General features: G+C 66.5%; 10 protein-coding genes. 6 read left to right on the top strand and 4 right to left on the bottom strand.

Features of this window, described 5'->3' with window-relative positions:
• From KVS69_RS13880 to KVS69_RS13890, 3 genes are all read left to right on the top strand, one after another.
• A partial coding sequence (locus tag KVS69_RS13880) for a M13 family metallopeptidase (RefSeq protein ID WP_217538579.1) occupies positions 1-752 on the top strand: 752 nt, incomplete at its 5' end.
• Positions 753-872: 120 nt separating this feature from the next.
• The gene (locus KVS69_RS13885; RefSeq protein ID WP_217538580.1) at positions 873-1,487 is read left to right on the top strand and encodes a hypothetical protein; all 615 of its coding nucleotides are present in this window, start codon (positions 873-875) and stop codon (positions 1,485-1,487) included.
• Between the two features lie 13 nt (positions 1,488-1,500).
• Positions 1,501-2,124 (top strand): hypothetical protein, encoded by a 624-nt coding sequence (locus KVS69_RS13890; protein ID WP_068853777.1) that lies wholly within the window; start codon positions 1,501-1,503, stop codon positions 2,122-2,124.
• A 54-nt stretch (positions 2,125-2,178) separates the two neighbouring features.
• On the opposite strand, the gene clpB is transcribed toward KVS69_RS13890, so the two are convergent.
• Positions 2,179-4,764 carry an ATP-dependent chaperone ClpB gene (gene clpB / locus KVS69_RS13895; RefSeq protein ID WP_217538581.1) on the bottom strand — a complete coding sequence of 862 codons (2,586 nt, stop codon included), beginning with the start codon at positions 4,762-4,764 and terminating at the stop codon, positions 2,179-2,181.
• Between the two features lie 185 nt (positions 4,765-4,949).
• On the opposite strand from clpB, the gene KVS69_RS13900 reads away from it, so the two are divergent.
• On the top strand, positions 4,950-5,660 hold the full coding sequence (locus tag KVS69_RS13900) for a glutathione S-transferase (RefSeq protein WP_217538582.1): 711 nt from the start codon (positions 4,950-4,952) through the stop codon (positions 5,658-5,660).
• Positions 5,661-5,753: 93 nt separating this feature from the next.
• Here the strand turns inward: KVS69_RS13900 and KVS69_RS13905 are convergent, their stop codons facing one another.
• From KVS69_RS13905 to KVS69_RS13915, 3 genes are all read right to left on the bottom strand, one after another.
• On the bottom strand, positions 5,754-7,358 hold the full coding sequence (locus KVS69_RS13905) for a hypothetical protein (protein ID WP_217538583.1): 1,605 nt from the start codon (positions 7,356-7,358) through the stop codon (positions 5,754-5,756).
• Between the two features lie 226 nt (positions 7,359-7,584).
• Positions 7,585-9,306 carry a thiamine pyrophosphate-dependent enzyme gene (locus tag KVS69_RS13910; RefSeq protein ID WP_217538584.1) on the bottom strand — a complete coding sequence of 574 codons (1,722 nt, stop codon included), beginning with the start codon at positions 9,304-9,306 and terminating at the stop codon, positions 7,585-7,587.
• 144 nt (positions 9,307-9,450) lie between these two features.
• Positions 9,451-9,930, bottom strand: a complete 480-nt coding sequence (locus KVS69_RS13915) for a DUF3574 domain-containing protein (RefSeq protein WP_217538586.1) — start codon at positions 9,928-9,930, stop codon at positions 9,451-9,453.
• Positions 9,931-10,185: 255 nt separating this feature from the next.
• On the opposite strand from KVS69_RS13915, the gene KVS69_RS13920 reads away from it, so the two are divergent.
• Together KVS69_RS13920 and otsB are read left to right on the top strand one after the other, a co-directional pair.
• Positions 10,186-12,633, top strand: a complete 2,448-nt coding sequence (locus tag KVS69_RS13920; RefSeq protein WP_217538588.1) for a TonB-dependent receptor — start codon at positions 10,186-10,188, stop codon at positions 12,631-12,633.
• A 100-nt stretch (positions 12,634-12,733) separates the two neighbouring features.
• Positions 12,734-13,504 carry a trehalose-phosphatase gene (otsB, locus tag KVS69_RS13925; protein WP_217538590.1) on the top strand — a complete coding sequence of 257 codons (771 nt, stop codon included), beginning with the start codon at positions 12,734-12,736 and terminating at the stop codon, positions 13,502-13,504.
• Positions 13,505-13,519: the final 15 nt, after the last annotated feature.

Raw genomic sequence — 13,519 nt, forward strand, 5'->3', positions numbered from 1 at the left:
GGTCCGGGCTGCACACCGAATCCTGCGGCTACCTGCGCAACCTGCGCGCGGCCACCGCGTTCGCCCAGCGCAACGAACTGGCCCGCCTGGGCGCGCCGGTGGACAGCGCGCGCTGGCGGATGACCGCGCAGACCGTGGACGCGTACCACGACGTGATGAACAACGACATCGCCTTCTCGGCGGCGCTGCTGCAACCGCCCTATTTCGACGTGGAGGCTGACGACGCGCTCAACTACGGCGCAATCGGTGCCGTCATTGGACATGAGATTTCGCATGCGTTCTCGGCCGAATCCAGCCAGTTCGGGCTCGATGGCAGCCTGCAGGGCTGGTGGAGCGATGCCGACCGGCAGCGCGCTGCCGCGATCTCCGCGCGGCTTGCTGCGCAGTCCGACCAGCAGCAGGTGGACGGGCTGCCGCTCAATGGGCGGCTGACCGCCAATGAGAACCTGGCCGACCTGAGCGGCCTGGCGATCGCCTTGGACGCACTGGAATTCGCCCACCGCAACGAGACAGATCCCATGATCGACGGGCTCAGCCGCGAACAGCGCTTCTTCCTCAGCTGGGGCATGCTGTACCGGGAGATGCGGACCCGCGAACGCCTGCAGAGGGACGTGGAAACGGACGTGCACGCCTTCGGCCCCCCACGCGCGGACGTCGGCCCGGCCAACATGCCCGCCTACGCACACGCGTTCCAGTGCCCGCCCGGAGCCCCCATGACCCGCAACGCCTCGGAGCGGGTCGTTTACCTCTAACGCCTACTCACATTTCAAACTGCCAGCTGAACGTGCATACTCCGCGACGGTCGCCCGGGAAGCTTCCGGCGACGTCGCAGCAGGGGCGGGGTCCCTGCGATTGTCACCAAGGGACGGAACATGCGCTTTGCCTTACGCACACTGCTGGCGGCTGCGCTGCTGTCGGGCAGCTTCGCCTGCCTGGCCCAGGCGGCCACCGGCACGCTGGTCATGGAAGTGGACAAGCTGCAATCGGAAGTACCGCTCAGCAAGGAACTGCAGGAACTGATCCGCACCGGCGGCGTGGACTGGGGCATCAAGGGCAACGAACTGGTGCTCACCGTCGTCGATACCCGGTACCTCGACTTCGACTACGGCTTCACCACCCGCTATGGGTACCGGCACGCGTTGCAGCTGCCGGTGGGTACCTACCGGATCACCGCCGTGAGCCGGGAACCCCGCCGCAGCTACAGCGAACAGCGGCTGCTGGACCGGGCGACCTTCGTGAACCGCAACGTGGCGTCTTTCACGATCGAAGCCGGCAAGACCGTCACCGTGCGGGTGGGGCCCGTGATCATGGATGAGGACGCCCTCAACCCGGCGGTATTCATCCCCACCCTGTTCGCCAGCGTGTCCAGCGCGGACGGCGGCGCACCGGGCGGCGCAGCGCCCCGGCGTAAAGCAGTCACCCTGCGCGACAACAGTTCCACCGCCTGGCCGGATTACCGCGGCCCCATCAAGTTCATTCCACGCTGACCAAGGACGACATATGCGTTTTGCCATCCGTTTTGCATTGGCTTCGGTGCTGCTGCTGGGCAGCTTCACCAGCTCGGCCGAATCCGAAACCGGTACCGGTACGCTGGTACTGGATCTCAAGCCGTTCCGTTCCGAAGTGGCGCTCAAGCCCAAGATCGAATCGCAGCTCAAGACCGGCGGCATCGAGTGGGGGCTGCGTGATGGGCAGATGGTGGTCACCCTGCTCAACAAGCGCTTCGTCGATTTCGATGTGAACTACATGACCCGTTACGGCAGCACCCAGACGCTGCAGCTGCCCGCCGGCACCTACCGCCTGACCACGGTCGGGTTCGAACCGCACACCGGTTTCAGCGTGGAGAAAGTGCTGGCCAAGGGTGCCTACGTGAACCCGGACGTCCTGTCATTCACGGTGGAGGCCGGCAAGACCACCACGATGACCATGGAGCCGCTGATCGTCGACGAAGAGCGCACGCTGTTCGCCACCTTCTTCACTCCTACGCTGTTCACCACCGTGGCGGTGGAAGGCAGCGCCGACACCACGGCAGCACCCGCCGAGCCGGTGGCGCTCAACGTGCGCGACGAGCGCTCCATCTCGTGGCCCGATTACAAGGGGCCGCTGAAGTTCGTCGCCAAGTAACAACAAAAAAAGGCCCCGGGAAACCGGGGCCTTCTGTTTGGATCACATCGCCACTCAACCCTTGGCGAATGCCAGCCGGCCTTCGGCCGCATCCACCTGGATCACATCGCCGCCGACGAAGTCGCCGGACAGGATCTTCTGTGCCAAGGGGTTCTCCAGCTGCGCCTGGATCGCGCGCTTGAGCGGGCGGGCACCGTAGATCGGATCGAAGCCCACGTTGCCCAGCAGCTCGAACGCCGCATCGCTGACCTCGATGCGCAGGCCACGTTCGGCCAGCCGCTTTTCCAGGCCCTGCATCTGGATGCGGGCGATCTGCTTGATCTGCACCTTGTCCAGCGGGTGGAACACCACGATGTCGTCCAGCCGGTTGATGAACTCCGGGCGGAAGTGCGCCTGCACCACCCCCATCACCGCCGCCTTCATCTGCGTGTAGGCCTCCGGGCTGTCATCGCTGGACATGTCCTGGATCTGGTGCGAGCCCAGGTTGGAGGTCATCACGATGACGGTGTTGCGGAAGTCCACGGTGCGGCCCTGGCCATCGGTGAGGCGGCCATCGTCCAGCACCTGCAGCAGGATGTTGAACACATCGGTGTGCGCCTTTTCCACTTCGTCGAGCAGGATCAGCGAGTACGGGCGGCGACGCACGGCCTCGGTGAGGTAACCGCCCTCTTCGTAGCCCACGTAACCCGGGGGTGCACCGATCAGGCGCGCCACGCTGTGCTTTTCCATGAACTCGCTCATATCGATGCGGATCATGGCGTCGCTGCTGTCGAACAGGAACTCGGCCAGCGACTTGCACAGCTCGGTCTTGCCCACGCCGGTCGGGCCCAGGAACAGGAACGAGCCGCTCGGCCGGTTCGGGTCGGACAGGCCGGCACGCGAACGGCGCACCGCGTCGGAGACGACCTTGATCGCCTCTTCCTGGCCCACCACCCGCTCATGCAGCACGTCCTCCATGCGCAGCAGCTTGTCGCGCTCGCCTTCCAGCATGCGGTTGACCGGAATGCCGGTCCAGCGCGAGACCACCTCGGCGATCTCCTCGGCGGTGACCCGGTCCTGGACCAGCTTGAACTCGGTGTTTTCCGCTTCCTGCGCCGCGTGCAACTGCTTTTCCAGCTGCGGCAGCTGGCCGTACTGCAGTTCGCTCATGCGGCCGAAGTCCTGGCGCCGCTGCGCCGCTTCCAGTTCCAGCTTCACCTGTTCGATCTGCTCCTTGATCTTGGTGGTGCCCTGCAGCGCGGCCTTCTCCGACTTCCAGATCTCGTCCAGGTCGGAGAACTCGCGCTCCAGCGCATCGATCTCGGTTTCCAGGTCGGCCAGGCGCTGGCGCGAGGCGTCGTCCTTTTCCTTCTTCAGCATCTCGCGCTGGATTTTCAGCTGGATCAGGCGCCGTTCCAGGCGATCCAGTTCTTCCGGCTTGGAGTCGATCTCCATGCGGATGCGCGACGCCGCCTCGTCCATCAGGTCGATGGCCTTATCCGGCAGCTGGCGGTCGGCGATGTAGCGGTGCGACAGCGTTGCCGCGGCCACGATCGCCGGGTCGGTGATCTCCACCCCGTGGTGCACCGCGTACTTTTCCTTCAAGCCACGCAGGATCGCGATGGTGTCTTCCACGCTCGGCTCGCCCACGAACACCTTCTGGAAGCGGCGCTCCAGTGCGGCATCCTTCTCGATGTACTTGCGGTACTCGTCCAGGGTGGTGGCACCCACGCAGTGCAGCTCGCCACGCGCCAGCGCCGGCTTGAGCATGTTGCCCGCGTCCATCGCGCCATCGGCCTTGCCCGCGCCGACCATGGTGTGCAGTTCGTCGATGAACAGGATGATCTGGCCTTCGCTCTTGGCCAGGTCATTCAGCACGCCCTTCAGGCGCTCTTCGAACTCACCGCGGAACTTGGCACCGGCGATCAGCGCGCCCATGTCCAGCGACAGCACGCGCTTGCCGCGCAGGCCCTCGGGCACTTCGTCGTTGATGATGCGCTGGGCCAGCCCTTCCACGATGGCGGTCTTGCCCACGCCCGGTTCGCCGATCAGCACCGGGTTGTTCTTGGTGCGGCGCTGCAGGACCTGGATGGTGCGGCGGATTTCCTCGTCGCGCCCGATCACCGGATCCAGCTTGCCGCTCTCGGCACGCGCGGTCAGGTCGATGGTGTACTTCTCCAGCGCCTGGCGCTGTTCTTCGGCATTTTCCGACTGCACGCTTTCGCCGCCACGAATCTTGTCGATGGCCGCGTCGATCTTGTTTTTGTCGGCACCGGCAGCGCGCAGCGCCATGCCCAGCGTGCCGCCATCGTCGAGCGCGGCCAGCACGAACCACTCGCTGGCGATGAACGCATCGCCATGCTCCTGGGCCAGTTTGTCGGTCTTGTTGAGCAGCCGGTTCAGGTCATTGCCGATCGACAGGTTGCCTTCCTGCCCGGATACCTTCGGCAGGGCGTCCAGCGCCTCGCTCAGGCGCTCGCGCAGCACCGGCACGTTGACCCCCGCCTGGGCCAGCAGCGGGCGCGTGCTGCCGCCCTGCTGGTCGAGCAGCGCAGTGAGCACGTGCACCGGTTCGATGATGTTGTGGTCGCGGCCCACGGCCAGCGACTGTGCGTCCGCCAGCGCCTGCTGGAAACGCGAGGTGAGTTTGTCCATCCGCATGGGGGAATCCTCGATATGTTGCCGCTGGCCGAGCCAGCACTATCTGACAGATGCGGTTATGCAGGCGTGTTTCAAGGGGGGATGAGAACGCATTCAGGCCCCGGACGACGTGGCGGCGACATCCCCATCACGCCTGCTTGGCAGCGCAGGCCGGAGGCTGGGCGCTCCTGTCGCGGAGCGTGCGCATGCATTACGAGCTGTACTACTGGACCGGCATCCAGGGCCGGGGCGAGTTCATCCGTCTTGCGCTGGAAGACGCTGGCGCCTCCTATACGGACATGGCGCGGGTGCACGGCGACGAGGTGATGCAGCCGTTCCTGGCCGGCAAGGCCGAGGGGTTGCGCCCGTTCGCGCCGCCGTTCCTGGTCAGTGGGCGGCAGGTGATCGCGCAGGTGGGCACGATCCTCGATCATCTGGGGCCGGAGCTGGGGCTGGTACCCGAAGCCGCCTCACGCCGGGTGCAGGCATTGCAGCTGCAGCTGACCATCGCCGACCTGGTCGCGGAGATCCACGACACCCACCATCCCATTGTGGCCTCGAAGTACTACGAAGACCAGAAGAAGGAAGCCAAGGCGCGCGCCGCGTCGATGCGGGACGAGCGGTTGCCGAAGTTCCTGGGCTGGTTTGAAAGCGTGCTGGAGGCCAATGGCGGCCTGCACCCGCTGCGCGAGCACTCGTACGTGGACCTGTCGCTGTTCCAGCTGCTGAGCGGGCTGGATTACATGTTCCCGCGCCGCATGCAGGCACTGCGGCCGTCGCTGCCGCTGCTGCATGCACTGAAGGACCGGGTGGAGCGGCGACCGAACATCGCCGCATACCTGGCCTCGGAACGCCGCTTGGCGTTCAACACCAACGGGATCTTTCGCCACTACCCGGAATTGGACGCGGACGCGTGACACATTCCTTGGGCCGACCAACGGTCGGCGCTACGGAGCGCCTCGGACGGAGGCTTGTCCCGGTAGCGCCGACCGTTGGTCGGCCCAGGCGGTCTACGCCGCGTCCTTTTCCCGTGCGGGCACCGGAATAACGGACAACAGGCCCAGCAGCGCCGCCAGCGCAACATACGCGCCCGCGAACTGCCACATGATCTGCTCCGGCAAGCCTTCCAGCGTCCACGGCAGGTAGATCCCACCGCGCGGATCGACCGAGTGGATCAGCCCGAACAGGGTCAGCGCCGCGGCCACCAGCAGGATCCCGGAAGAGCGCAGCAGCCTGCCGTCGATCATCGCCACCACCGCGGCAATCCACAGCATCGAGGTGATGATGAAGCCATTGCCCAGAGTGAAGATCACCGCCAGCTCCGGCAGCCCGTGCCCATCGAGCGTGGTCGTCATCGCCACCAGCTGCTCGGGCGGGATCCAGCCCGGCGCCTTGATCGCCAGCAGGTAGGCCACCGACGGCAGGAACCCCAGCACCATCGCACCGGCATGCTCGCGCGGGGTGGCCTGGAACGCCTGGGTGGTGATGTCGATGGCCACGTACACGATGATCGGCGCCAGCACCGCCAGCGGCAGCCACTGCACCAACCCGGAAATCACCCCCAGCATGCCGCCGATGCCCACGAACAGGCCGGTCAGCAGCGTGTAGCCGCTGCGCGCGCCCATGTGCTTGTACGCCGGCTGGCCGATGTACGGCGTGGTCTGCGCCACGCCACCGCACAGGCCGGCCACCAGCGTGGCCACCGCCTCCACCAGAAGGATGTCGCGGGTGCGGTAGTCATCGCCGGCCGCACGTGCGCTTTCGGAGACGTTGATGCCGCCCACCACCATCAGCAGGCCGAACGGCAGCAGCAGCGGCAGGTAGGTGATCGCCGTGGGCAGGCCATCGATGAAGCCCAGCGTCGGCCACGGCAGCACCATCTGCAGCGGGGTCCACTCGGGCACCTTGAAGCCCGGTGCACCCAGCCCGGCCAGGCCGAGCCCGTAATACAGCACCGTGCCGAACACGAACGCCACCAGCACGCCCGGCGCGCGGATCGGCAGCTTGCGCTTGGCCACCAGCACGTACAGCAGCAGGCCCAGCGTGACGAAGCCGACCACCGGAGAGCGCAGCGTTTCCAGCAGCGGCAGGAAGCCCATCAGCACGATCGCGATGCCGGCGATGGAGCCCAGCAGCGAAGCGCGTGGCAGCGCGCGGGTTACCGCCTCGCCGAAGAAGGACAGCACGGTCTTGAGCACGCCCATGATCACCAGTGAGGCCATGCCCAGCTGCCAGGTGGCAATGGCCGCATCGTGCGGAGCCAGCCCCTGCGCCTTGAAGGCCAGGAACGCCGGGCCCAGCACCAGCAGCGCCATGCCGATGCTGGTCGGCGCATCCAGGCCGAGCGGCATCGCGGTGACGTCATCGCGGCCGGTGCGCGCGGCCAGCCGCCGCGCCATCCAGGTGTAGAGCACGTTGCCGACCAGCACGCCGAAGGCGGTGCCGGGGAACATGCGCCCGAACACCACGTCGGCGGGGAACTGGAAGATGCCGACCAGCGCCATCGCGATGAAGCCGAGGATCGACAGGTTGTCGACCACCAGGCCGAAGAAGCCATTGAGATCGCCGGCGACGAACCAGCGGGGGCGTCCGGAGACAGGAGCGGATGCAGACATGCGAGGGGGCACGGGGTGGGGGGTACCCGATGGTAGGCGTTCATTGCGCCCGGCGACAGACGCATGCGTGGAACACCGGGGCGCGCCCCGTACCGACCAACGGTCGGTACCTACCGGCCGGGCGACCGCCATGTGCCCGTACCGACCAACGGTCGGTACCTACCGGCGGGCGACCGCCGTTGGCCGGTAGGTCACGACCGTTGGTCGTGACGTTCGTCAGACACCCTTACGGCTTGTTGAGGAAATTGTTCGCCAACAGGTCCCGCACGTCCCCTACCCGCCCGTGCAGCAGCGCCTTGGCCGCATACAAGGCGGTACCGGCCACCTGCTTGGCCTCCACCTGCGGCGGCATCACCAGCTCGGTCGGGCTGGTGTGCACGTCCAGCAGCGCCGGGCCGGGGTGGGCCAACAGGTCCTGCACCGCCTGCTCCAGGTCTTCGCTGCGGGTCACGGTGCGACCGTAGAAGCCGATCACCTCGGCCAGGCGGCCGAAATCGGGGTTCTTCAGGTCGGTGTAGTTATCCAGCAGGCCCTGCACCTTCTGCTCAAGCTCAACGAAGTTCAACGAGCTGTTGTTGTAGACCACCACCTTGATCGGCAGGTTCTCCTGCACGGCGGTGAGCAGCTCGCCGAGCAGCATCGCGATGCCGCCATCGCCGCACATCGCGATCACCTGCCGGCCCGGGAACGCCTTCTGCAGGCCCAGCGCCTGCGGCAGGGCATTGGCCATCGTGCCGTGCAGCAGGCTGGTCAGCGTACGGCGGCGGCCGTTGGCGCGGATATGGCGCAGGATCCACACCATCGGCGAACCGCAGTCGGCGGTAAACAGCGCATCGTCATCGCCATGCCGGTCGAGCAGCGCGGTGAGATGCTGCGGATGGATCAGCTCGCCCTCACCCGGGTGCTCCTCCTTATCGCGGGTCTCCAGTGCCTTCTCGCGGTGGCCGATGCACTCGTCCAGGAAGCTGCGGTCCTCGCGCTCCGGCAGCAGCGGCAGCAGCGCCTCCAGGGTCGGGCCGATGTCGCCCACCACGCCCAGATGCACCGGGTGGCGCCGGCCCAGGTGGCTGCCATCGCGGTCGACCTGGATCAACGTCGCCTTGTCCGGATAGTACTGGCCCCAGGCGAAATCGGCGCCGAGCAGCAGCAGCGTGTCGCACGCCATCAGCGTGTGGTAGCCCGATTCAATGCCGAAAATGCCGGTCATGCCCATGTTGTACGGGTTGTCATGCTCCACGAAATCCTTGGCCCGCGAGGTGTGCGCGATCGGCGCCTTGAGGTGCGCGGCCAGCGCGACAAGTTGATCGTGCGCGTGCTCGCAGCCGGCACCGGCATAAATGCCGATGCGCTTGCCCGCGCCGATCAGCGCCGCGATGCGCTGCAGTTCGTCGTCGTTGGGGCGCAGCACTGGCTGGGTGTAGTGCACGGAAAACGGCTGATCGTCCTTGACCTCGGCTTCAGCAATGTCGGCAGGCAGGATCAGCACCGCCACGCCGCGCCGGCTGATCGCCGCCTGGCAGGCCAGGGTCGCCATCCGCCGCGCCTGCGCCGGGGTGTACACCTGCTCGCAGAACACGCTGCAGCTGGCGTACACCGCCTTGAAGTCGACTTCCTGCGGGAACTCCATGCCCAGCTCGGTGGTGATCACCTGGCTGGCGATCAGCACCAGCGGCGTGCGGTTGCGGTTGGCCTCGAAGATGCCGTTGATGAAATGCAGCCCACCCGGGCCGCAGGAGCCCGCGCACGCAGTGAGCTGGCCACTGATCAGCGAATCCGCACCGGCCGCGAACGCGGCAGCCTCTTCATGGCGCACGTGCACCCAGTCGATATCACTGCGATGGATCGCATCGGTGACATGGTTGAGGGTGTCGCCGACGATGCCGTAACAGTGCCGCACACCGGCGGCCTGCAGGGTATCGACGACGATTTCGGCAACGCGCTTGCTCATGGCGGCACTTCCACGCTCTGGGGGAAGTGCCAGCCTAGACCCGCGCAGGTGACATCGGTGTGCGAATGCACGCCGATTCATACCAAGGTAGGTACCGACCGTTGGTCGGTTCAAGGTAGGTACCGACCGTTGGTCGGTACGCTGTCAGAACGACACGTCCACCGCCTGCTGCGACCACAGCACCGACTGGTGCTTCGTCGCCCGCTTCCATGCCAGGCGGATCGCCTCGATGTCCGCGCGGCGCTGCGGGGTATTTTCGTGCAGCACCACCAGCACCTTGGTACGCAGGCGGTTGGGCTCCTTGGCGCCGCGGAACAGCCACTGGCCGTAGGCATCGAACACGGTCAGGCCATCCGGGAAGCGCGGGGTGACCTGCTTGTCCAGGAAGTCGCGCCACTGCGCCTCGCTGATTGCATCGGTCTGCTTGCGGTCGGAGGCACCGCTCTCCTCGCCTACGCCGAAGTACAGCTCGCTGCGCACCCAGTTGGTCGCCGCATCCGGGCGGGCGGCGTCGCCCTGGAGGGTGGCGGTGGCCGATTCGGGGGCGCGCGGGGTCGGGCTGGTCGTGGTGGCGCAGCCGCCGAGGGCGAGGAAGGCGGCCAGCAGGAGGGGGGAAAGCTTCATGGTGCGGGGGCTCCGGGTGTTGCGAGGGTTCCGTGGGACACGCATGGCGTGTCGCTACGTGATGGACAGAGTCCGGGATCGATGCTGATCACCTCCGGTTATCTGCTGATAGCCGTCTGTATTGGGACTTGCATCACAGGTGGGGTTCACGCCAAGATAATATATCGCTTCATCCGGATGGAACAATAGTTTCATCTGGGACCAGCCGGGCAGCGCCCGGCACCACCCTCCCCCCGTTTTGCTGCTGGAGCCTGCATGTCCCGTCCGTCCGCGTCGCGCCTTGGCCTTGCCATTGCCCTGGTCCTGTCCTCTCCCCTGCTGGCCCAGGACCTCCATGCGCAGGACGCGCCCGCCTCCGCCACCACGCTGGACACGGTGATCGTCACCGGCACCCGCGCCATCGACCGCACCGTGCTCGAATCGACCTCGCCGGTGGATGTGCTCACCGCCGAGGACATCCGCCGCGCCGGCGTGGTCAATGGCGAACTGGGCAGCGCGCTGCAGGCGCTGCTGCCTTCGTTCAACTTCCCGCGCCAGTCCAACTCCGGCGGTGCCGACCACGTGCGCGCCGCCCAGCTGCGCGGGCTGTCGCCCGACCAGGTGCTGGTGCTGGTGAACGGCAAGCGCCGCCACACCAGCGCGCTGGTGAACACCGACAGCAAGATCGGCAAGGGCACCACCCCGGTGGACTTCAACTCCATCCCGGTCAGCGCCATCAAGCGCATCGAAGTGCTGCGCGACGGCGCCGGCGCGCTCTACGGCTCGGATGCGGTGGCCGGTGTGATCAACGTGATCCTGGACGACGCCCCGGAAGGCGGCGCCATCGAAGCCAGCTTCGGTGCCAACCACACCGACCTCAAGCCGATCGACCGCACGCTCACCGATGGCCAGACCAGCTTCGCCAGCGCCAAGGTCGGCACCGCGCTGGGCGAAGACGGCGGCTTCCTGCGCGTGGGCCTGGAGCTGAAGAACCGCGAAGGCACCAACCGCGCCGGCTTCGACCAGATTCCGCCGTGGGACCAGACCGATACGAACCTGGCCCTGCAGGGCCAGCGCAACTACGTGCTCGGGGATGGCAAGACCAAGGACCTCAACGCCTGGATCAACACCGAGCTGCCATTCGGTGAAACCTCGAAGTTTTACTTCTTCAGCACCTTCAACCAGCGCGACAGCGAAGGCGCCAACTATTTCCGTTACCCCGACAGCGACGCCAACTGGACCGAGCTGTACCCCAACGGCTACCGCCCGGTTTCCGAAGGCGAGAACCGCGACGTGCAGGCCGTGGCCGGTGCCAAGGGCCAGTGGGGCGAGTGGAACTACGACGCCAGCCTGGATTACGGCTTCAATGACTTCACTTACCGCCTGCGCAACTCGCTCAACGCCTCGCTGGGCCCGGGCAGCCCGACCCGTTTCAAGACCGGCGATTACCGCAATGAACTGACCGTGGGCAACTTCGACCTCGGCCGTGTGTTCACCCAGGGCGACAACACCCACAGCCTCGGCCTGGGACTGGAAGCGCGCCGCGACCACTTCCAGACCCGCCCCGGTGACCCCGCCAGCTACGCCGCCGGCCCCTACACCGACCGCCCGACCGGCTCGCAGGCCGGTGGTGGGCTGACCCCGCAGGACGCCACCTCGCTCCGCCGCGACGTGACCAGTGCGTATGCCAGCCTGTCCAGCCAATTCGGCGAACACTTCTCCAGCGACCTGGCCGCACGCTACGAGCACAGCGACGATTACGGCGGCGAGCTCACCGGCAAGCTGGGCCTGCGCTATGAGTTCACCCCGGCGTTCGCACTGCGTGGCGCGATCTCCAACAACTTCCGCGCGCCGTCGCTGGCGCAGATCGGTTATGAATCCACCTCCACCGGTTACAACGCCGCCGGCCAGCTCGTGCAGGGCCGCACGCTGTCGGTGAACAACCCGATCGCGCGCGGTCTGGGCGCTACCGACCTGAAGCCGGAAAAGTCGGTCAACACCAGCCTGGGCTTCACCAGCCGCATCGGCGACCACTTCGACCTGTCGCTGGACTTCTACCAGATCGATATCGATGACCGCATCGCGCTGTCGGAGAGCATCACCGGCGATGCGCTCACCGATTACGTGCAGCAGCAGTTCGGCCTGGCCGGGCTGCAGAGCGCCAATTTCTTCGTCAACGCCGCCGATACCCGCACGCGCGGCGCCGAGCTGGTGACCAACTGGCGGCAAGGGCTGGGCGATGGGGAACTGGTGCTGACCGGCACCTACGCCTACAACAAGACCACGTTGAAGAACGTGCTGGCCACGCCGGCGAGCCTGTTGGCGCTGGATCCGGACTACGTGCTGTTCGGCCTGGAAGAGACCAACACCCTGACCGATGCCACGCCGCGCACGCGGGCGCAGCTGGCGGCGACCTGGGCCAATGATCGCTGGACGCTGAGCAGCTGCCTGAGTCGTTACGGCAGCGTGACCCGGGTGTTCAACTTCGGCGATGGGTATGTGCCGCGGCAGACGTATGGGGCCGAGTGGCAGCTGGATGCCGAGGTGGAGTACCGGATCACGCCGCAGTGGAGCGTGGCGCTGGGTGGGCAGAACCTGACCGACAATTATTCGGATCTGTCCAACGAGGACATCTATTACTTCGGCAACCTGCCGTATGACGTGCTGTCGCCGATTGGCAGCAATGGTGCCTATTATTACGGGCGCGTTCGTTACACGTTCTGATCATTGGCAGCGCCAGGCAGGGCCTGGCGCTACCGGGCGCGTTTGAATGGAAGCGTGATCGTCTACTGGACGATCACGCTTCCGGTGGCATGTTGGCAGCATGGCCAACGACTACCCCCTCCGTCCGCCGCCACCACTGCTGGACAATGCGTGCGCGCTGTTCCTGGACGTGGATGGCACCCTCATTGAATTTGCCGACGACCCCGAGGCCGTTACCCTGCTGCCCGAGGTGCGCGAGGCCATCGGCCGCATCAGCGACCGGCTCGACGGTGCGGTTGCCCTGATCAGCGGGCGACCGCTGGCCCAGCTGGACCGCCTGTTCGCGCCACTGCACCTGCCCGCCGCTGGCCTGCACGGCCACCAGGTGCGTGGCATGGGCGGTGACACCCACGCCGTTGACGGCCGCACCGCCACTGACAGCGACACCAGCGAATGGCTGCACGCCGTGCACCAGCAGGCCATGCGGTTCGCGCATGGCCATCCCGGCGTGCTGGTCGAAGACAAGGGCCGCAGCCTGGCCCTGCATTGGCGTGGCGCGCCGCATGCCGCCAACGAAGTGCGTGCGTTCGCCGAACGCCACATCGGCGGCAACACCGGGTACCGGCTGCAGCCCGGCGACCACGTGGTGGAATTCATTCCCGAAGGCAGCGACAAGGGCCGCGCGATCCGCCAGCTCATGCAGCAGCAGCCCTTCCGCGGCCGCATTCCCGTGTTCCTGGGCGACGACCTGACCGACGAGTACGGCTTCGATGCCGCCAACACCCTGCATGGCTGGAGCGTGCTGGTGGGCGAACGCGAGCCCAGTGCCGCAGTCTTCGCCCTGCCGCGTGTGCGCGACGTACACCGCTGGCTGCAGGAAAATGCTGACTGATGTACCCAGAGACCC

The sequence above is a fragment of the Stenotrophomonas sp. GbtcB23 genome (genome assembly GCF_019091045.1).
Classification (GTDB): Bacteria; Pseudomonadota; Gammaproteobacteria; order Xanthomonadales; family Xanthomonadaceae; genus Stenotrophomonas; species Stenotrophomonas rhizophila_A.